The following is an 18,967-nucleotide window of genomic DNA, read 5'->3' as shown; positions in this document are numbered from 1 at the left end:
AATTGTCAGTAATAGGTGTGATTTTTTTCATTCAATTTGACTTCCAACAGTGCGCTCCGTAGCTTGGCTGAGTCACTTTTTTAATCAAACACAAGGAAAGCCAAATGAAAGCTGCTCGTTTTTACGATAGAGGTGATATCCGTATCGAGGATATCCCAGAGCCTAGTGTTGAACCTGGCACGGTAGGCATTGATGTTGCTTGGTGTGGTATATGTGGTACAGATTTACATGAATTTATGGAAGGACCTATTTTTATTCCGCCTTGCGGCCATCCTCACCCTATTTCGGGAGAATCTGCACCAGTTACCATGGGGCATGAGTTTTCTGGTGTTGTTTACGCGGTTGGTAAAGGCGTAGAAGACATTAAAGTCGGTCAACATGTTGTCGTAGAACCATATATTATTGCCGATGATGTACCGACTGGCCCCGGCGAAAATTATCACCTTTCTAAGAATATGAACTTTATTGGTCTTGGTGGCTGCGGTGGTGGTTTATCCGAAAAAATCGCTGTAAAACGCCGTTGGGTTCATCCTATTGCGAATTCAATTCCTTTAGATCAAGCTGCTTTAATTGAACCGTTGGCCGTTGGCTACCATGCGTTTGTCCGCAGTGGAGCAAAAGCTGGTGATGTTGCGTTAGTTGGCGGCGGTGGCCCTATCGGTTTATTGTTATCAGCAGTTTTAAAAGCAAAAGGCATCACTGTCATCATGACAGAGCTAAGTGCGAAGCGAAAAGAAAAAGCTCTCGACACAGGCGTAGCGGATTACATTTTAGATCCCACTGAAGTGAACGTCACAGACGAAGTAATGAAGATTACGGAAAACCGCGGTGTAGATGTTTCTTTCGAATGCACCAGTAACAACAAGGTTTTAGATACTTTGGTTGAAAGCACCAGAGCGACAGGGACAATTGTGATTGTCTCCATTTGGAGTCATCCAGCTACAGTCAATGTTCATAGCGTTGTCATGAAAGAACTGGATATTCGCGGTACGATTGCTTATGTAAACAACCATGCAGAAACCATTAAACTGGTTGAAGAAGGCAAGGTAAACTTAGAACCTTTTATTACTCAAAGAATAGAATTAGATGACCTGATTTCTCAAGGGTTCGATACCTTAATTCACAACAATGAATCCGCTGTGAAAATTATTGTTCGTCCTTAAAACCACCGAATGGTATCAGCTTGTACTCGGTACCATTCTCTTTTTTTCCATATCAAGACGGAAAATAAGTCCTCTAAGTGTTTATTCAAACCTTCTTTCCATCACATAATTAGTCAGTTCCTGACCACGCACAGAAATTTTCTGCTCATTCACAAGCGAAAAGCCAAAGCTCTCAAAGAAAGGGCGTGCGGTAATACTGACATGAGCATAAAGACGAGAAACGTCTCGTTCGTCTGCTAAGCATAAAATATAGTTCATCAACACTCTTCCTATGCCTTGCCCCTGATATTCATGATGACAAAAGAAATGATCAATCAAACCATCTGGCTGTAAGTCGCAATAACCCACAATCACATCATCTAACTCAGCGACTAAAGGTTGGAGGTCCGTCATCTTGTTTTGCCAAACAGACATATCAAAAGACTCTGGCGCCCAAGCCTCAATCTGAGCTTGAGAGTAATCCCGAGCATTCACAACACGAACCGTATTAAAAAATAAATGCCACAGGGCTTCAGCATCGTTAGCTTGATATGGACGAATTTTAATCATGATATTTCCCTATAAAATCTATATTGGTTAATAACGGCATCAATAACATTGCAAATACGACCATCAAAACATTAATGTCACAATAGCTTTGTAGAATGCCCACTTTGAATTGAGCCCTAAGGAACCATTTAATGAAATTTAAAGCTCTATTGCCGTTGCTTTCCGCTGTATTAATTATTGTTTCTACGTTTACCAATGCCGAGACGTTATACGCCGGTAAGGTAACTCAAGTAACGCTTCGTGATTTGATCCCTACTCAACCATCGATCGGATATGATCAGGTGTATTACAAATTGGGACGCTATAAGCTGGATAGTAAGAAAAAATTTGATGAAATCTGTGAAGCAAATGGCCAAAAGGGCTTGGCGCATTTCGATACAAACTCAACACCAAACGATGCCACAAGCTTTCAATGCGATGAACCAGTAGGTTCGCGCCTTAAAGACATGAAAACCATTGTGATTGCCCCTAACGGTCATTACTACTTAACAGATGGCCACCATACTTTAAATGCATTTTGGCATATGCAAGGTGGCGGAGAGCAATTTAAAATAAATGTCGTTGTCGCCAAAGATTATCGTAATCTAACCAATATGAGTCAATTCTGGAACGCGATGATAGCGGATGGCAATACTTGGCTACAAAACAGTAAGGGTAACGACATCACTTATAAAACCTTGCCAACATCACTGGGTATGGAGCATTTCGAAAACGATAAATATCGTTCACTTATGTACTTTTCACGAGATATTGCTTGGGATAAACCTGCAGATCCAGTGCCCTTTCTAGAGTTCTATTGGTCACGAGAACTACGCAAAGACATTGATCTCGATAAGTATGACTTAACCACAAAAGATGGCTATCGCAAAGCGGTCTCTGACGTTAGCCATTATTTAGTTGCCATGAACAACGATGATGTGGGAGGTTCTGGAAAATCAACAAAAGAGATGGGGCAGTTCGATAGCTTTAATGATAAAAACCTAAATAAATTGTTCGATCCTAAAAAAGGCAAAGCGACGTTCATGCTGAAATATAAGAACAATCTATAAGCTCAAACCTTGCTCTTTGTATCACTTGGCGCTTCTTCTAAAGTTTTTTGATAGAAGCGTTATAACAATGTTTGATGCGTTTCAACATTTATATCCAATCGGTCAAAAAATTGAATTTTAAACATCCTCAAATGCACCACATTCCATTAGTTTTATGAATGAAACATGCAAAAAAACCTTATATTTTCCGGTTATTTAGCGCTAATTTAAATGTCATATAAAAACACCATGATCAGTGAGTTTATTTCATCATTTTAGTGAAAATACGTCGTTTGTTGAGCAGAATGTGCGGCCCTATTATCAGTGCACAAACCAACCTGAAGGGGAAAAAACCATGAAAAAAATGGCGACAAAAAACAGCCTACAAAAAATCAAAAAAACACTGGCTCGCGCTTATGCGGTGTACATGATGAAAGGCAGCTTCTACAAACTATCTACTTTCAATATTGGCGGTGTTAGACGTATAAATTGGAGCGGTTGCGACTTATAATTCATCGTTACCTTCTCCTCTTCGATGCTTTGGTAAGTCATGTACGAACTTACCAAAGCCATCAGTAGAGGATAATAAACCGCTGTTCGTAAAAGCCATTTTTTAGTACTCTGCGCTTCCCTATTTACTATGTTGCTTTTATTTCCTCATGCTAAAAAACACGTTAATTTTACTGTCTCTTTTGACTGTAATGCCTTTCCAATTGGCGTTTGCAGCACCTGATTTTGCCATTATTAAAGCCCAAGCCCAATTATCAGACGATACCTATCTAGAAGCCAATACGCTCGAACAACGCCTTCAAGAACAAGGCCAAACATTAGTACATCAGTCTTTAATTCCCTTATCTCAAGTGAGTTATTTTTTAAGCCGCACCAATGGCGTTCAGACTATTGCCATTCGGGGCACCGCAAACCTAGAAAATGCCATGTTGGATTTAGACTTAGAGTTAAAGCCAGACGCTATTCTTGATATAAAACTACATCAAGGTTTTGGCTCTGGCGCAAAAGCCGTTTACGAAGACATCAAACCTTTCCTAGCGAAAGACCAGCCAATTCACCTAACAGGCCACAGTTTAGGCGGTGCTATTGCCGTTATTCTGGCTATGTACTTGCAAAAAGATGGCTATCCAATAGAACAGGTAATTACCTTTGGTCAGCCTAAAGTCACCAATGTTACAGGCGCGAATAAGTTTGATAACTTACCTTTGATTAGAGTGGTAACGCCTAACGACATTGTGCCTTTGGTGCCACCCATTAGCCCTATGCAAATTAGAGACTTAGATATTTTTTGGCACATGGGCGAAGAAGTGATTCTGTTAGAAGAAAAAGAGTTCACCCAAACTAATGGGATTAAAAGCATGTTGCGAGCCACCAAGTTTACAACCTCTATTCCTAGTGACAAAAATCTGTTGGCGCATCAAATGACCACTTATTTAAACCTAATAGAACAGCTACAAACCAACCCGAAAGAAATCCCTTATAAAACCGACCTAAATCTATTTGGCTTTTCGTTCGATTAATCTTAGTCGTCCTCTCGTTACTTTTCAAAACCTCCAAATACGACGTCTGAATAATCATTAGACGTCGTATTCTTGCTTTTCAGAACCAAAAAATAAGCGCTTAGTATTACTTTTTAACAAAAAACCATCACCAACCATCCTCCGATTCAACTCACTTAATATTTCTTCACCTTAAGAAAATCACTTAACTAATTGTTTCTAAATGTTTTTATTGAAAAATCAAACAAACAGATAACTAACTTTTATCAAACAACTATTGACTCTATTAGTAATACATCATACAACTTGTCTGGAAGATAAATGAAATAGCGTTTTATTTTTAAAAACCTATCGTTTTAGCAAGCGAATTTATCTTGCCTCATATACAAAAAAGTTTCTTAAAAGATAAAAATATTAAACAGGATGCTTACTTTATGATCATTAAATCCATTTCAGTGGACGTTTTTACTTTTCTCAGCCGTCGATCAGTAGATACCGCTGGCCATGCTCATCCTGGCGATGAAAAGCAAACCAAAATGGCTATGCTGCGCATAACTACCGAGTCTGGTGACGAAGGTTATGCCTTTGGCCCTCCTGAAGTTATTCGCAAACACATCTTAGATGCCTTTGCTCGAAAAGTACTTATCGGACAAAACGCCATGCACAGAGAGCGCTTATGGCAAGAGCTTGCTCATTGGCAACGTGGCAGTGCTAGCCAATTAACAGACCGTGCCCTCGCATTAGTTGAACAAGCCCTGTGGGATCTTATCGGCCGTAAATTTAACACTCCTGTTTATCAACTACTTGGCGGTTACCGCGATAAAGTATTGGCGTACGGCAGTACCATGTGTGGCGATGAACTTAAAGGCGGCCTAGCAACGCCGGAAGACTACGCAAACTTTGCCGAAACATTGGTAAAACGTGGTTACAAAGCCATCAAACTTCATACTTGGATGCCTCCTGTTTCATTCGCTCCTAGCCCAAAAATGGACATTCGTGCCTGTGCCGCAGTGCGTGAAGCGGTTGGGCCTGACATAGCCTTGATGCTTGATGGTTACCATTGGTATAGCCGTACTGACACATTCAAAATTGGTAAAGAACTAGAACGCCTTAACTTTGAATGGATCGAAGAACCTATGCCAGAAGAGTCCACCGAATCTTATGCTTGGTTAGCAAAAAACTTAGATATCCCTGTGTTAGGACCAGAATCTCTATCTGGTAAACACTTTAGCCGTGCAAGCTGGGTTAAAAATGAAGCCTGTGACATTTTACGTGCTGGCGTAGCTGGTGTGGGTGGTATTGGGCCTTGCATGAAGGTCTCTCACCTTGCTGATTCATTCGGAATGAACTGCGAAATCCACGGTAACGGTGCGGCTAACCTTGCGGTTGTAGGTGCGATTAAGAACTGCGCTTGGTATGAACGTGGCTTACTACATCCGTTCCTAGAATACGATGACGTTCCAGCTTACTTAAATAGCATTGTCGATCCTATGGATAAAGACGGATATGTCCACCTTCCTCAAAGACCTGGTCTAGGTGAAGACATTAACTTTGAATACATCGCTAACAACACGGTAGAAACTTATTAATCAAACCAGATAACAAATGAAACGCCGCTGTCCATTGCTTGAAACAAATGGTTCACACACGTCAGCGGCAATGCTTATCCATTACAAAAATAAAGAGGAAGCAAAATGAACGTTTCAAATCTACTCAAATACTGCGCGCTTTCCATGGCAATCAGTGCAGCGATTGCACCAAGTGCAAACGCTGTTACACCAGACGACCAACTGGTTATCGGTATGAGCATGGACAATTTATTATCGCTAGATCCTGCTTCAGCAAGCGGTCTGGATGTAGTTGGTGTCAACTCAAACTTGTATGACATGTTAGTCGAACTTGCGCCAAAAGATGCGTCACAAATTTCGCCAGCTGTCGCTAAGAACTGGACAATCAGTGAAGATGGCACTCACATCACGTTCCAATTACGTGATGACGTCACTTTCCACTCTGGCAATAAGCTAACGGCACAAGATGTTGCTTGGTCATTGCAACGTGTACTAAAGCTCAACTTAGCTCTCGCCTCCACTTGGAAAACCTATGGTTTTAGTGCCGACAATGTCGAGCAAGCTATCCAAGCAACGGATGATTACACTCTTGAAATAACGCTTCCAGAAAAAACCGACCCTAAATTAATACTATACACATTAGGCAGTTCCCCAAGTGCTTTTATCATTGATAAAAAAGAAGCGTTAAAACACGAAAAAAATGGCGATTTAGCTCACGCGTGGTTAACTACAAACGTGGCAGGGTCTGGTCCATTTGAGCTAAAAGATTGGCGTGCAAAAGATCGCGTTTTAATGAATCGTTTTGATGATTACTGGCGTACGCCGTCTGAAATGAAACGCATCGTCATGCGCCATATGACAGAGTCTCAATCACTACGTCTAATGCTAGAACGTGGCGATATAGATGTTGCCATGGGCATGTCTATTCCTGACATCGAAGCCTTAAAAAAAGACGATGATGTTCGCACTGAAGCAGACATTCGCGGCACACTTTATTACGTTGCTGTGAGCATGAAAGATCCGAAATTTGCTAATAAAAAAGTACGCGAAGCCGTACGCTATTTGATTGATTATCAAGGCATCAATGATTCGATCATGCCAAACTACGGTGTTTTGCACCAACGTCCAGTCAAATTAGGGTTACCAGCAACCCTTCCTGAACCTGGATATGCCTTAAATATCGAAAAAGCCAAAACATTATTGGCAGAAGCCGGTTACCCTGATGGCTTCAAAACTAGCATTAGAGTGCTGTCGCAATTACCTTTCATCAATATCGCCACCAGCGTGCAATCCACACTGGCTCAAGCTGGCATTAATGCTGAAATTATTACCGGTACAGGCAATCAGGTTTATGGCGCGATGCGCGAGCGTAACTTTGAAATGCTAGTCGGTCGTGGTGGCGGCGGTATCGAACCACATCCTCATTCTAACCTGCGCTCATTGGTCTACAACCCAGACAACAGTGACGAAGCAAAACTAACCAATTTCCAAGGCTGGCGCACAGCATTCTACAGCCCAGAAATTAACACTCTGATTGAAACGGCATTATTGGAAAAAGACGCTCAGAAACAAATCAAAATGTATCAGGACGTCCAGAACCTTTATGACACTCAAATTGGCGCCATTTTCCCAATTTCACAAATGGTTGATACCGTTCTACTCAGAACCGATGTGAAGCACTACGAAGGTCACCAAGCCGCTACGACACGACTAAGAGAAGTCACTAAAGAGCGTTAAGGAATGACATTTCCAACTAAAGTATTGGCCTGATTTTGCTAGTACTAGCCACTAAGCACTTAGGTGCTGGTGGCTTATCCTCTTTATTTTTGGAGACTTATTTTGCTTACTTTCCATTTATCTAACTCGCGCATTAAGCGCGTTCTTGGCGGCCTAAGCTCCGTCGCCATCACCCTATTGGGGCTGCTTGCATTGACGTTTTTTATCGGTCGGGTCATGCCTATCGATCCGGTTCTTTCCGTTATCGGGCCCGATGCTGATAACTCAACGTATGAGCAAGTTTATCAAGAAATGGGTCTAGATAAGCCCATCTACGTTCAGTACTTTTATTATTTGAATGATCTTGCTCATGGTGATTTTGGCAACGCCCTACTCACTGGCCGTCCAGTCATAGAAGATATTGCACGTGTCTTTCCAGCGACCTTAGAACTTGCCACGGTTGCCATTATCTTTGGTATTTTTATCGGCATTCCTTTAGGCGTATACGCTGCCGTCAATAAAGGGAGAACGGTGGATCATATCATTCGTGTTATCAGTCTATTTGGCTACTCAACACCTGTATTCTGGGTCGGCATGATAGGCCTGATCATATTTTACGCTTGGCTTAATGTTGTTGGCGGTTCAGGTCGTGTCGATTTAGCCTACGATGGTTTTGTCGATCCAGTCACTGGCATGTTGCTAATTGATTCAGCCCTAGCAAAAGATTGGGATGTTTTTCAAAGCGCCATCAAGCACATTATTTTACCTGCCTTTATATTGGGTTTAAACGCAGTGTCGTTTATCACTCGTATGACGCGTAGCTTCATGCTAGAGCAACTTTCACAAGAGTACATTTTAACCGCTCAAGTTAAAGGTTTACCTAAACATGTAGTCATCTGGCGTCATGCATTTCGCAATATTCTCGTGCAATTGCTCACTATTATTACTCTATCCTATGGATCCCTATTAGAAGGTGCGGTGTTAATTGAAACTGTCTTTGCTTGGCCAGGGTTTGGTCAATATCTCACCAGTAGCCTCTTACTTGGTGATATGAATGCCGTTGTTGCCTCAGTATTACTCATTGGTCTTATCTTTATTTCAATGAACTTGCTGACAGATTTGCTTTATCAAGTATTCGATCCGAGGACACGAAAATGATTACAAACTCTACTATGGCGCCATCCGCCACCTCAAAATCAGCCAGTGCTAGCATGCTGATGCTATTACAAACGCTAGCACACGGCTGTAAACGAATTATTCGTAATCCTTTGACCGCAGCAGGGCTTGTTGTCGTGATGTTATTGCTTATCGTTGCGATGTTCGCACCATGGATTGCAACACACAACCCTCTTGCTCAGGAACTTAGTAACAGTTTGCAAGCGCCTAGTTCCGAACATTGGTTTGGTACCGATGAATTCGGTCGCGATATCTTTAGTCGCCTTGTTTATGGCTCTCGCATTACTTTATATATCATTACCTTAGTCACTGTTATTGTCGGCCCAATAGGCTTAGCCATTGGAACGATTTCTGGTTACTTCGGCGGTATAATCGATACCATATTCATGCGTATAACCGATATCTTTATCTCTTTCCCTGGACTAATACTTGCGCTTGCTTTTGTGGCGGCATTAGGGCCTGGCTTAGAGCATGCGGTGATTGCCATTGCCTTGACCAGCTGGCCGCCAATCGCCCGTTTGGCTCGTGCAGAAACCCTGCAATTGCGCAAAGCGGATTACATTGTGGCCGTTCAGTTACAAGGTGCATCTTCTACTCGTATCATTTTCCGTCATATTGTTCCTATGTGTTTATCCTCCGTTATTGTGCGTCTTACCATGAACATGGCGGGGATTATTTTGACAGCCGCTGGCTTAGGTTTCTTAGGTTTAGGGGCACAAGCACCACTACCTGAATGGGGTGCAATGATCTCCACTGGCCGTAGTTATATGTTAGAAAACTGGTGGCTTGTCGCCGCTCCTGGCGCTGCAATTATGCTTGTCAGTCTAGCGTTCAATTTACTTGGCGATGGTCTACGTGACCTACTCGACCCTAGAAACTAAAGGCGTGCTTTCTTATGCAAAATACAAAGTTAGAAGTCAAAAATCTCCAAATTAGTTTCTCTCATGAAGGGAGCCAAGTGAATGCGGTACGCGACGTATCCTTTACGCTAGGACAAGAGAAGCTCGCTATTGTAGGAGAATCAGGTTCAGGCAAATCCACGGTAGGACGCAGTTTATTAAAGTTGCATCCTAAAAATGCCACCGTTGAAGCAGAAAAACTGCTGTTTGGTGATATTGACTTGTTAAATGCCAACGAAAAAACCATGCGCGATATTCGTGGTCGTCGTATATCAATGATAATGCAAGACCCAAAATACTCGCTGAATCCTGTTATGAAAGTAGGCGACCAAATTGCCGAAGCCTATTTAGCCCATTACAAGGTAAGCAAAAAAATCGCACAAGAAAAAGCCTTAATCATGCTTGAAAAAGTTCAAATCCGTGATCCTAAACGGGTCTATTCGCTCTATCCTCACGAGGTTTCTGGGGGTATGGGGCAGAGGGTTATGATTGCTATGATGCTGATTCCTGAGCCAGAAATTATCATTGCCGACGAGCCAACGTCTGCCCTTGATGTATCAGTGCAACGCCAAGTACTGAACTTACTTGATGAGCTGATCAGCGAGCGAAACATCGGACTGATCTTTATCAGTCACGACCTCGATCTGGTACGCAATTATTGTGATCGCGTACTCGTTATGTATGCTGGTCGTGTCGTGGAATCTATCAAAGCCAGTGAGCTGGAAAATGCTCAACATCCTTACACTCAAGGTTTGCTAAAAGCACCACCAAGAATAGGCGATATTCGCAACCGCCTCCCTACTTTAGAGCGAGATCCTAGCTGGTTATATAATTGAGGGCGTTTTTATGAACATGATAAACATTGAAGGGCTCGACCTATCTTTTGGTACGGGCGCAAACGAAAGCAAAATTTTGCATGACGTAAACATCCAGATTCAAGCAGGCGAATCTTTTGGTCTAGTGGGTGAATCTGGCTCTGGAAAAACCACTGTCCTACGCTGTCTGGCAGGACAATACAATCATTGGTCTGGGCAGCTTTCTGTTAATGGTAATCGTCTGTTACATAAGCTCGACAAAAAACGCTGCATCGATATGCAAATGGTCTTCCAAGATCCGTATGGGTCTTTACACCCAAGACACAGCATTGAAACCGCACTTGCTGAACCGTTAAAAATTCACAAAATGGATAATAGAGACGAGCGAATTAGCACTATACTCAAAAAAGTGGGACTGGATGACAGCTTCCGTTACCGCTCACCGCACCAACTGTCTGGTGGTCAGCGTCAGCGCGTTGCTATTGCCAGAGCCTTGATACTTGAGCCTAAAATCTTGTTGTTAGATGAACCAACTTCAGCATTGGATGTGTCTGTTCAAGCAGAAATCCTCAACTTACTAAAAGACTTAAAAGAAAAAGAAGGTCTGACTTATCTAATGGTGACTCATGATCTTGGTGTGGTGACTTATCTATGTGATCGCATTGCCGTTATGCAAAATGGTCATATTGTCGAAACCATTTCATCATTGAATCTTGCTAACCATGGTGCCTCAGAGCCTTATACGCGAATGCTTTTGGATTGTTGTTATCACACAGAAACGACACAGAGTTCAGAAGCATTAAGTGCCTAATCAAGGCTTATTATTAATATCTTCAAGCGCTCGGTAAACGAGCGCTTTTTTCAATAAATTTCATTTCCGCCTCCACCTATATGTGAATGCAAGCATGCATGCAGTTTGTAAAACGATGCGTTCCGCATCCCGTCATACTTAATTAAGCATAACCAGTTAAAAAGAATAATAAGAAGCGTTATCATTAACACCGCTTATTATCCTACTAAAACACTTCTGCGTTGTTGATTACTTGTTGCTCAGTAACAACCATACAGCTGCTATAGATATTCAAACCAAAGGAATTCGTTATGTTGCTTAATCGCCCCTCTTTTAAGAAAATCTTGCTCTGTGCCTGCATTACGGCTTCATTAAATGCTTTTGCTGGTGAACATAACGTCACTACAAAATATGGCGAAGTAAAAGTTAATAATGAAGTGAAGCGCGTCGTCACCTTGTCTGAAGATGCCCTAGACAGCGCAATTTCACTGGGTGTGAAGCCTCTAGGCGCTATTGCGACTCGTGGTGGAGATTCTGTAGCAGAATACATTCAACAACGCGCTAGTGGCGTTAATATAGTAGGCACTTCTCGTCAAAACAACTTAGAAGCCATTGCAGCACAGCGTCCAGATTTGATTTTAGCGTCGGCGAACTTACCTCAGGATCAATACAACATCTTGTCTAAAATTGCGCCAACTATCGTCCCTCTTTCCCCTGGAATGGTATCTGATAGCTGGATCACGGTGGCCAAAGTGTATGCACAAGCACTAAACAAAAGCGAGCAGATGGATGACATCCTGAATAACATAAAAGTTCGTGAAAACGCCCTGAGAAATGTCATTACTGCAAAACTACCAAAAGACGAACGCTCTGCAACATTAGCGCGCTGGATGCCACAAGGCCCTATCGTAATGTCATCACAGATTTTCTCTACTGATGTTCTCGCAGCAACTGGGTTTATCATCAACGATGCAGGCGTGATAAAAGAAGGCCGCCCCCATAGTAGCCCTCTTAGTTTAGAGAATTTATCTAAAGTCGACAGTGACTGGTTGTTCTTAGCAACGCTAAATACTGAAGGTAAAGACGCACTTGAAGCAGCCAAAACTTCCCCCTCTTTCTCACGTCTTAATGTTGTAAAAGAAGACAAAGTTTTTTCAGTAAATGGCCAATTATGGACGAGCGCTGCTGGCCCGCTTGCTGCCCATGCCATTCTTGATGACATTCAAAATATCATTGATAGCACAATAAAATAATTAGACAAATAACCTAGATGATTAGTTGGTTTCATATACCTCCCGCACAACGCCCCTTGTTTAGCGTATTTGTGTCAGCACTTTTAGTGTTGGCACTTTGCTGTATCTGCAGTTTATTGTTTGGCGCTGGCGGCTTAAGTTTACAAGCTTCTTTCCGAACACTACTCGGCAATGGTTCCGCAGACGATCAATTCACTGTCTTTCATTTACGCGCAACCAGAACAGTCATTGGCTTGTTTATTGGTTTAACACTTGGCATTGCTGGTGCTTTAATGCAGGCTGTAGCACGCAATCCATTGGCTGAACCTGGTTTACTTGGCGTTAGTGCTGGAAGCTCCCTTGCAGTTGCCATTACTTTGGTTCTAGGTGCCAGCACGGCAACATTAACGGTTGGTATTGCCCAATTTGGCGCTTTGCTAGGCTGTTTGTGTGTGCTTAGCGTCGCTCGAATGCAAGGACAGCAAAACGACCCAATTCGCCTAGTTCTGGCTGGCGCCGCGCTTTCAAGTCTGTTACTCGCTGTAACTTCTCTATTGTTACTATTTGACCAAAGAGCCGCCGATGAAATTCGCTTTTGGGTAACAGGCAGCGTTGCAGGTAGAGACACCGACACCCTATTATCGGTTTTGCCTTCCATGCTAATTGCGGGACTTTGTATCTTATACGCAGTAAAGCCTCTGGCATCATTAGCACTAGGTGAGCGAGTTGCCATTGGCTTGGGACACAAGCCGCAACGTATCCGCGCTGTTGTCATTGTAGCCGTTGCTTTACTCGTTGGTGGTGCAACCGCGATTGCTGGTCCCGTTGCTTTTATAGGCCTAGTGGTTCCTTTTGCGGCACGCGCTTTGGTTGGGCCAGATATTCGCCGTACTTTATGGCTATGTTTACCACTCGGACCGATTATTGTGATTTCTGCAGACGTCGTATCACGCCTTGTTGCTCAACCAGCCGAAATGCCATTAGGAGTATTGACCGCCATTATTGGTGCCCCTGTACTACTGTTGATTGTGCGATCTCGAAGAATGCCTACCTTATGATGAATCAAAGTCTCTCCCTTCCTAATAACGAAGAAAACCCTACAGCACCAAGCGGTCATCGCTTATTGTCTCGAGGTCGTCATCTGACGCTATTGATCGAGAAACAAGCAGTTATCCGCAACACTTGGCTACTAATCCTGTTATCAGTCGCTTGTATTGCAACACTTGGTATTGGCACCATGCCAATCTCACCAAAAGATGTTATTGCCGTATTATTTGGCCACGGCAATCCGATGAGCCAGTTCATTGTGCAAGATTTACGTTTACCACGTTTATTGGCTGCACTATTTACTGGAGCTGCTTTCAGTTTGGCTGGCTGTTTAATGCAAACCATGGCTAGAAACCGCTTAGCGACACCAGGCATAATTGGCATAGATAACGCTGCGATGGCATTCGCTGTGTCGTCAGTGGTTGGTATGGGGGTTTCGCTCGCGCCTTCTGCTATGGCATTGGCTGGTGCTGCAACAGCAACCGCTTTGGCATTTGGCCTTGCTGGTGGCAGTGGCACGCGGGGCTATCGCTTCATCGTTGCCGGTATCGGCATTGGTGCCATTGCGGGTGCGGTAACGCAATTACTATTAAGCCAAGTCAGTATCGATGTGGCAAACAGCGCCTATCCTTGGACGGTTGGTAGCTTGAGTGCTCGCGATCCTATGATGGTCAAAGTGTTAGGCATTGGGCTTGGCATCTGTTTAGTAGCTTGCTTATTTTTGGCCTCTCAGTTTGCTTTGATGCCCTTTTCCGACCAAGTCATTACAGGTCTTGGCGCAAATATCAAACACATTCGAATCACCGCTTTAGTTTTGTGTATCACACTAACCGGCCTTGCCGTTGCGGTAGCTGGCCCTGTCGGCTTAGTTGCCTTGGTTGGCCCTGAGATCGCTAGAGTTCTGGCACGTTATCGTGGTATTCCCTTGATAAGCTCTGCACTCACTGGCGCCTTGGTGATGATTCTCGCTGATCTATTTGGTCGAACGGTATTGTCACCAATAGAATTACCCGTTGGTATAGTCACTGCCGTTATAGGTGGTCCTTACTTAATTTGGATACTTATACGACGCACTTCAAGGACTTCGTTATGACGGCCACGTCTCTACAATTTAAACAGACATCTGAAATAAACAACCTAGCTCGTCTCGGGGCTGAAAGGCTCACCCTAAAACATGGCAAAACCAGCATTATTGAAAATCTAGATGTTTCTCTTCCAGAAGGGAAAGTCACTGCTATTGTTGGGCCAAATGGCTGCGGTAAATCCACCTTGTTAAATGGCTTATCTCGCGTTCATTCACCAAGTTCTGGGGTTGTACTGCTCGATGGAAAAGACATTCATTCTCTTCCTTCCAAAGAAGTCGCTAGACGACTCGCACTATTACCACAAGACACTTTAGCACCGGATGGCATTACCATTGAAGAATTGATTCGCTTTGGCCGTCACCCCCACCAAAGTCTACTAAAACAATGGGCTATGGATGACCAACAAGCCATCAACTACGCTTTAAACGCTGCCGATTTAGAAGGGCTTAAAGATCGATTACTAGACACGCTCTCTGGCGGACAACGCCAACGAGCTTGGATTGCCATGTCAATTGCACAAGAAACGCCTTTGCTCTTGTTAGATGAGCCAACTTCAGCGCTGGATTTAGGGCATCAGATTGAAGTCTTCGAGCTAATACGCAATTTATCAAGACAAGGCAAAACTCTCGCTATGGTAGTTCATGACCTACCAAGCGCTTGCCGGTATTCGGATCATATTATTGCTATGAAAAAAGGCGAGATAATCACCCAAGGCAGCCCAAAAGAGGTGATGACAAAAGAGCTAGTGCGTGAATTATATGGCGTTGAATGCGACCTGATTCCAGATCCGATGACTGGCAGCCCGATTCTTATTAATATGAAGCGAGTTAGAAACTAGTTTTTTAGTTTCTGGAAGTAAAATGAACTTTCAACGCCCTTTAGCTATCTCTTTACTAAAGGGCGTTTAATCTAAGTAAACACCTCTAATTATAGAATTTTTCTTGATCAATCCGTCCAGCTTTCATTGTAACCGCATGGTCACACATGTAATCCACTACATCAGGATCATGACTGACCATCACCATGGTTAAATCTCGCTTGGCTTTTAAATCATTTAATAGATTCAGAATTTCCGCCTGCACAGACATATCCAAGGCTGACGTGGGTTCATCTAATAACAAAAGCTTTGGTTCCAGCAACAAGGCACGAATAATCGCTACTCGCTGACGCTGGCCGCCAGACAATTGATGGGGATATCGATCAATCATGTTTTCAGCTAAACCAACCTGCTTAAAACCTTCACTCAAACGATCATCAATATCTTGATAACCCAGCAATTTCAAAGGTTCTGACAAAGCACGACGCAGACGATGTTTCGGGTGCAAAGAAGCATAAGGATCTTGAAATACCATTTGCACACGACGGCGCAAGTCACCAGTGAACACCTTGCCAGCACTCAATGGCTGATCCAACATGTTTATACTACCGCTCCAATGCGGATTTAACCCAGCCAACACCCAAAGCAAAGTCGACTTACCACATCCAGAAGGGCCAACCAAACCAAAGCACTCGCCAGCTTTAACAGTCAAATTTACGTCATGAACAACGGTATTACGCTCCGAGCCTTGAACATGACTGATACTGACGTCATTTAATTCGATCAAGTTCATCGAGCGGCTCCTTCGGTTAAGCTGGCTATCTGTTTCCGATCCAAGATAGGCAATGATTCCCCTCGTTTATCAATATTCGGACGACATGACCACAAGGTTTTCGTATACGGATGTGACGCGTTGGATAATTCAGATGCCGCCAACTGGTCAATCAACTGACCTTGATACATAACCAATACCCGCTCGCAATAATCGGCCACTTGTTGCAAATCATGACTAATCAATAACAAGCCCATATTGCGCTCTTCAACCAAGGAAGAAATTAACTCTAAGACCTGATCTCTCACCGCATGATCTAGTGCCGACGTCGGTTCATCAGCAATCAAAAACTGCGGATCATTGATCAAAGCTATTGCTAACATCACTCGCTGCCCCATTCCGCCTGACAACTGATGAGGATACATCTTGCGTAGTTGGGCTGGATTCGGTAAACCGACGGCATCCAGCATATGCTCGACTTTTTCGATTCGCACTTTTTTCGATAAAGACTGATGTAGCACCAAAGGCTCAGCCACTTGTCGGCCAATATTTTGTGTCGGATTCAACGCGTATTTAGGATCTTGCAGCACCATAGCAACTTGCTTGCCACGCAATTGATTCCATTGTCTTTGATTATAAGGCAAGACGGCTTCGCCAAGCAGTTCAAAGCGATCCGCCTGAACGTGTAAAGAATCTGGTAGCAATCCCATTAACGAACGTGCGGTAAGTGATTTTCCTGAGCCAGATTCTCCAACAAGCGCAACCCGTTCACGCCCCATCGAAAAATCAATGCCTTTGACCAATTCTGTGCCGTCTTCCAAACCAATTTTCAGGCTCTCGATGCAAATCAAACTTGAATTATTTGTCATGACGAGGATCCATTTTATCTCTAAGTCCATCACCCAGCAGGTTAAAAGCAAGGCTAGCGAACAAAATAGCAAAACCGGGCACCGCAGCAACCCACCATTGATCAAATATCACGCGGCTACCGCTGGATACCATAGACCCCCACTCTGCCGTCGGCGGCTGAATGCCCATACCTAAAAAGCCAAGACCAGCTGCAGCAAGAATAATCCCCCCTAAATTCAGCGCAGCTCGAACAATCGCACTCGGCAAAACCAAAGGTAAGATATGACCCACAATCAAACGCAAACCTGTTACACCTTGCATTCTAGCCGCTGACAAATAATCACTGCGGCGAATAGACAAGGTTTCTGTTCTCGCTTGTCGCGCAAATGAAGGCCAACTAGTAAACGCCAAAGCTAATGCGCCATTCATTAAGCCTGGTCCTAAAATAGAAACCAAAGCCAATGCAATAACCAAACTAGGTAAAGACATAACAATGTCAGTAATACGCATCAAGATGCGCTCGACCCAACCGCCAAAATAGCCTGCAAAAATGCCCACAGCCAAGCCAATAGGAACCGTTAGAATGACAACCAAACTTACTAAAATAAGTGTTGGGCGAGCACCAAATAAGACGCGGGAGAATAAATCGCGGCCAAAACGGTCAGTACCAAACCAATGCACGGCATCGGGAGCCAATAATCTGTCTTGGATATTTTGAACATTAGGATCAAAGGGTGATAAAAGCGGCGCGAGCAAAGCCAAGCCTAATAGCATCATCACCATGATCAAGCCGATATTAAAAGTATTCAACCAGCGAGGTAGCCGAAAGCGACGCTTCTTCTGTACTGTATGAGGGGTAAGGTTATTTGTTGAATCCATCATCTTGTTCTTGGGTCCACCCATTGAGTGAGTGCGTCGGCAAACGTATTTAGCAAAATAAAGCAGGTACCAATTAATAACGTTGAACCTAATATCGCAGAAATATCCGAAGCAAATAATGCACTGGTTAAGTAACGACCAAGCCCAGGCCAAGCAAATACCGTTTCTGTTAATACGGCACCTTCTAACAAGCTTGCATAAGACAAAGCCAGAATTGTGATTAAAGTGCCTAATACGTTAGGAAAGACGTGCACCACTAGAATTCGAAGACGACTTGCGCCCTTAGCTTGCGCCAAAATTACATATTCCTTATTGGTTTCTTCTAGCATGACAGCACGCAACAATCGCGTAATCGACGCCATAGACAGTAGCGCCAGTACCGCCACAGGTAACCATAAATGCGCAATCGCATTTTTAATTATTTCCACATCCCCACTACGAATGGCATCGACTAAAATAAAGCCGCTGTTTTGCGTCATCGTATAGGTATAAATATCGTCTAATCGGCCAGGCCCTGCTGACCAATGCAAAGTGGCATAAAACAATAATAGCCCCAATAAACCAAGCCAAAAAACGGGTACAGAATAACCCAGCAAGGACACAAATCGCGCCAAATGATCCATCCAACTACCTGGCTTATACACCGCCATTCCAGCAAGCAAAATACCAAAGAAAGCACCGAAAAACATGGCACAGGTTGCCAGCTCAATCGTCGCTGGAAAAGTGCGCATCAAATCACTAACGACTGGTTGCTGAGTTAACTGAGAAACACCCAAATCGCCCTGAGATAATCGCCCCAAGTAATGAAGAAATTGCATTGGTAAAGGCTGATCTAAACCTAATTCATGACGAGCCTGTTGGTACGTCGCCTCACTGGCATGATCTCCTACTAGCTGCAAAACAGGATCAACTGGTGCAGCACGAGACAATATAAAGGTAAAAACCAGCAAGCCGAATAAGGTCAGCGCCAATGAAACAAGGCCGCTCGCTAGAGTCTGGACGCGGCCTATCCAAAGTCGGCGCGTTTTCGCGCCGACTGACAGTGTTGAAGCGCTCATTGTTTAGAGGTGCCCA

The 18,967-nt window shown here is 43.5% G+C and carries 19 protein-coding genes; 14 read left to right on the top strand and 5 right to left on the bottom strand.

The window, feature by feature from the left end:
• Nucleotides 1–104: 104 nt before the first annotated feature.
• Nucleotides 105–1,163 (top strand): 2,3-butanediol dehydrogenase, encoded by a 1,059-nt coding sequence (locus CYL31_RS09810; protein WP_212918723.1) that lies wholly within the window; start codon nucleotides 105–107, stop codon nucleotides 1,161–1,163.
• An 81-nt stretch (nucleotides 1,164–1,244) separates the two neighbouring features.
• Here CYL31_RS09810 and CYL31_RS09805 read toward each other — a convergent pair whose 3' ends face one another.
• On the bottom strand, nucleotides 1,245–1,712 hold the full coding sequence (locus CYL31_RS09805) for a GNAT family N-acetyltransferase (protein ID WP_212918722.1): 468 nt from the start codon (nucleotides 1,710–1,712) through the stop codon (nucleotides 1,245–1,247).
• A 131-nt stretch (nucleotides 1,713–1,843) separates the two neighbouring features.
• Here CYL31_RS09805 and CYL31_RS09800 point away from each other — a divergent pair, with 131 nt between their 5' ends.
• From CYL31_RS09800 to CYL31_RS09740, 13 genes are all read left to right on the top strand, one after another.
• Complete coding sequence (locus CYL31_RS09800; RefSeq protein ID WP_212918721.1) at nucleotides 1,844–2,761, top strand: ParB-like protein; 918 nt, start codon at nucleotides 1,844–1,846, stop codon at nucleotides 2,759–2,761.
• 334 nt (nucleotides 2,762–3,095) lie between these two features.
• Entirely contained in the window at nucleotides 3,096–3,251 is a 156-nt protein-coding gene (locus CYL31_RS09795; protein ID WP_212918720.1) for a hypothetical protein, read from the top strand.
• A gap of 148 nt (nucleotides 3,252–3,399) precedes the next feature.
• Nucleotides 3,400–4,269, top strand: a complete 870-nt coding sequence (locus tag CYL31_RS09790; protein ID WP_212918719.1) for a lipase family protein — start codon at nucleotides 3,400–3,402, stop codon at nucleotides 4,267–4,269.
• 413 nt (nucleotides 4,270–4,682) lie between these two features.
• Nucleotides 4,683–5,837, top strand: coding sequence for a mandelate racemase family protein (locus CYL31_RS09785; protein ID WP_212918718.1), 1,155 nt, complete (start codon nucleotides 4,683–4,685; stop codon nucleotides 5,835–5,837).
• A gap of 105 nt (nucleotides 5,838–5,942) precedes the next feature.
• A complete protein-coding gene (locus tag CYL31_RS09780) occupies nucleotides 5,943–7,553 on the top strand; it encodes an ABC transporter substrate-binding protein (protein ID WP_212918717.1) in 1,611 nt (536 codons plus the stop codon).
• Between the two features lie 102 nt (nucleotides 7,554–7,655).
• The gene (locus tag CYL31_RS09775; protein WP_249411755.1) at nucleotides 7,656–8,690 is read left to right on the top strand and encodes an ABC transporter permease; all 1,035 of its coding nucleotides are present in this window, start codon (nucleotides 7,656–7,658) and stop codon (nucleotides 8,688–8,690) included.
• Nucleotides 8,687–9,589, top strand: coding sequence for a nickel transporter permease (nikC, locus tag CYL31_RS09770; RefSeq protein WP_212918715.1), 903 nt, complete (start codon nucleotides 8,687–8,689; stop codon nucleotides 9,587–9,589). The genes CYL31_RS09775 and nikC overlap by 4 nt, the downstream gene beginning before the upstream one ends.
• A 14-nt stretch (nucleotides 9,590–9,603) precedes the next feature.
• A complete protein-coding gene (locus tag CYL31_RS09765) occupies nucleotides 9,604–10,443 on the top strand; it encodes an ABC transporter ATP-binding protein (protein ID WP_212918714.1) in 840 nt (279 codons plus the stop codon).
• Nucleotides 10,444–10,453: 10 nt separating this feature from the next.
• Nucleotides 10,454–11,233: an ABC transporter ATP-binding protein gene (locus CYL31_RS09760; RefSeq protein ID WP_212918713.1), complete on the top strand. Its 780-nt coding sequence runs from the start codon at nucleotides 10,454–10,456 to the stop codon at nucleotides 11,231–11,233.
• Nucleotides 11,234–11,523: 290 nt separating this feature from the next.
• On the top strand, nucleotides 11,524–12,465 hold the full coding sequence (locus CYL31_RS09755) for an ABC transporter substrate-binding protein (RefSeq protein WP_212918712.1): 942 nt from the start codon (nucleotides 11,524–11,526) through the stop codon (nucleotides 12,463–12,465).
• A gap of 17 nt (nucleotides 12,466–12,482) precedes the next feature.
• Nucleotides 12,483–13,502, top strand: coding sequence for a FecCD family ABC transporter permease (locus CYL31_RS09750; RefSeq protein WP_212918711.1), 1,020 nt, complete (start codon nucleotides 12,483–12,485; stop codon nucleotides 13,500–13,502).
• A complete protein-coding gene (locus CYL31_RS09745) occupies nucleotides 13,499–14,584 on the top strand; it encodes a FecCD family ABC transporter permease (protein ID WP_212918710.1) in 1,086 nt (361 codons plus the stop codon). The genes CYL31_RS09750 and CYL31_RS09745 overlap by 4 nt, the downstream gene beginning before the upstream one ends.
• Entirely contained in the window at nucleotides 14,581–15,414 is an 834-nt protein-coding gene (locus CYL31_RS09740) for an ABC transporter ATP-binding protein (protein WP_212918709.1), read from the top strand. Before CYL31_RS09745 ends, CYL31_RS09740 begins: the two co-directional genes overlap by 4 nt.
• Before the next feature lie 85 nt (nucleotides 15,415–15,499).
• Here CYL31_RS09740 and CYL31_RS09735 read toward each other — a convergent pair whose 3' ends face one another.
• The 4 genes from CYL31_RS09735 to CYL31_RS09720 are packed head-to-tail and all read right to left on the bottom strand — an operon-like array spanning nucleotide 15,500 to nucleotide 18,951.
• Nucleotides 15,500–16,186, bottom strand: coding sequence for an ABC transporter ATP-binding protein (locus CYL31_RS09735; protein ID WP_212918708.1), 687 nt, complete (start codon nucleotides 16,184–16,186; stop codon nucleotides 15,500–15,502).
• Nucleotides 16,183–17,034, bottom strand: coding sequence for an ABC transporter ATP-binding protein (locus CYL31_RS09730; protein ID WP_212918707.1), 852 nt, complete (start codon nucleotides 17,032–17,034; stop codon nucleotides 16,183–16,185). The genes CYL31_RS09735 and CYL31_RS09730 overlap by 4 nt, the downstream gene beginning before the upstream one ends.
• The gene (locus tag CYL31_RS09725; RefSeq protein ID WP_212918706.1) at nucleotides 17,024–17,896 is read right to left on the bottom strand and encodes an ABC transporter permease; all 873 of its coding nucleotides are present in this window, start codon (nucleotides 17,894–17,896) and stop codon (nucleotides 17,024–17,026) included. The genes CYL31_RS09730 and CYL31_RS09725 overlap by 11 nt, the downstream gene beginning before the upstream one ends.
• On the bottom strand, nucleotides 17,893–18,951 hold the full coding sequence (locus tag CYL31_RS09720; RefSeq protein ID WP_212918705.1) for an ABC transporter permease: 1,059 nt from the start codon (nucleotides 18,949–18,951) through the stop codon (nucleotides 17,893–17,895). Before CYL31_RS09720 ends, CYL31_RS09725 begins: the two co-directional genes overlap by 4 nt.
• Between the last annotated feature and the right edge of the window lie 16 nt (nucleotides 18,952–18,967).

The organism is Marinomonas sp. A3A (assembly GCF_018336955.1).
GTDB lineage: Bacteria > Pseudomonadota > Gammaproteobacteria > Pseudomonadales > Marinomonadaceae > Marinomonas > Marinomonas lutimaris.
The sequence above is the reverse complement of the archived record's forward strand: the minus strand, read 5'-3'. Positions and strand labels throughout refer to the sequence as shown.

Excerpts from the sequence above, each read along its gene's own strand:
- CYL31_RS09750 (WP_212918711.1), top strand. The coding sequence starts at position 12,483 with ATGATTAGTTGGTTTCATATACCTCCCGCACAACGCCCCTTGTTTAGC.
- nikC (WP_212918715.1), top strand. The coding sequence starts at position 8,687 with ATGATTACAAACTCTACTATGGCGCCATCCGCCACCTCAAAATCAGCC.
- CYL31_RS09795 (WP_212918720.1), top strand. The coding sequence starts at position 3,096 with ATGAAAAAAATGGCGACAAAAAACAGCCTACAAAAAATCAAAAAAACA.
- CYL31_RS09810 (WP_212918723.1), top strand. The coding sequence starts at position 105 with ATGAAAGCTGCTCGTTTTTACGATAGAGGTGATATCCGTATCGAGGAT.
- CYL31_RS09725 (WP_212918706.1), bottom strand. The coding sequence starts at position 17,896 with ATGATGGATTCAACAAATAACCTTACCCCTCATACAGTACAGAAGAAG.
- CYL31_RS09720 (WP_212918705.1), bottom strand. The coding sequence starts at position 18,951 with ATGAGCGCTTCAACACTGTCAGTCGGCGCGAAAACGCGCCGACTTTGG.
- CYL31_RS09730 (WP_212918707.1), bottom strand. The coding sequence starts at position 17,034 with ATGACAAATAATTCAAGTTTGATTTGCATCGAGAGCCTGAAAATTGGT.
- CYL31_RS09745 (WP_212918710.1), top strand. The coding sequence starts at position 13,499 with ATGATGAATCAAAGTCTCTCCCTTCCTAATAACGAAGAAAACCCTACA.
- CYL31_RS09735 (WP_212918708.1), bottom strand. The coding sequence starts at position 16,186 with ATGAACTTGATCGAATTAAATGACGTCAGTATCAGTCATGTTCAAGGC.
- CYL31_RS09800 (WP_212918721.1), top strand. The coding sequence starts at position 1,844 with ATGAAATTTAAAGCTCTATTGCCGTTGCTTTCCGCTGTATTAATTATT.
- CYL31_RS09765 (WP_212918714.1), top strand. The coding sequence starts at position 9,604 with ATGCAAAATACAAAGTTAGAAGTCAAAAATCTCCAAATTAGTTTCTCT.
- CYL31_RS09760 (WP_212918713.1), top strand. The coding sequence starts at position 10,454 with ATGAACATGATAAACATTGAAGGGCTCGACCTATCTTTTGGTACGGGC.
- CYL31_RS09755 (WP_212918712.1), top strand. The coding sequence starts at position 11,524 with ATGTTGCTTAATCGCCCCTCTTTTAAGAAAATCTTGCTCTGTGCCTGC.
- CYL31_RS09780 (WP_212918717.1), top strand. The coding sequence starts at position 5,943 with ATGAACGTTTCAAATCTACTCAAATACTGCGCGCTTTCCATGGCAATC.
- CYL31_RS09805 (WP_212918722.1), bottom strand. The coding sequence starts at position 1,712 with ATGATTAAAATTCGTCCATATCAAGCTAACGATGCTGAAGCCCTGTGG.
- CYL31_RS09740 (WP_212918709.1), top strand. The coding sequence starts at position 14,581 with ATGACGGCCACGTCTCTACAATTTAAACAGACATCTGAAATAAACAAC.
- CYL31_RS09785 (WP_212918718.1), top strand. The coding sequence starts at position 4,683 with ATGATCATTAAATCCATTTCAGTGGACGTTTTTACTTTTCTCAGCCGT.
- CYL31_RS09790 (WP_212918719.1), top strand. The coding sequence starts at position 3,400 with ATGCTAAAAAACACGTTAATTTTACTGTCTCTTTTGACTGTAATGCCT.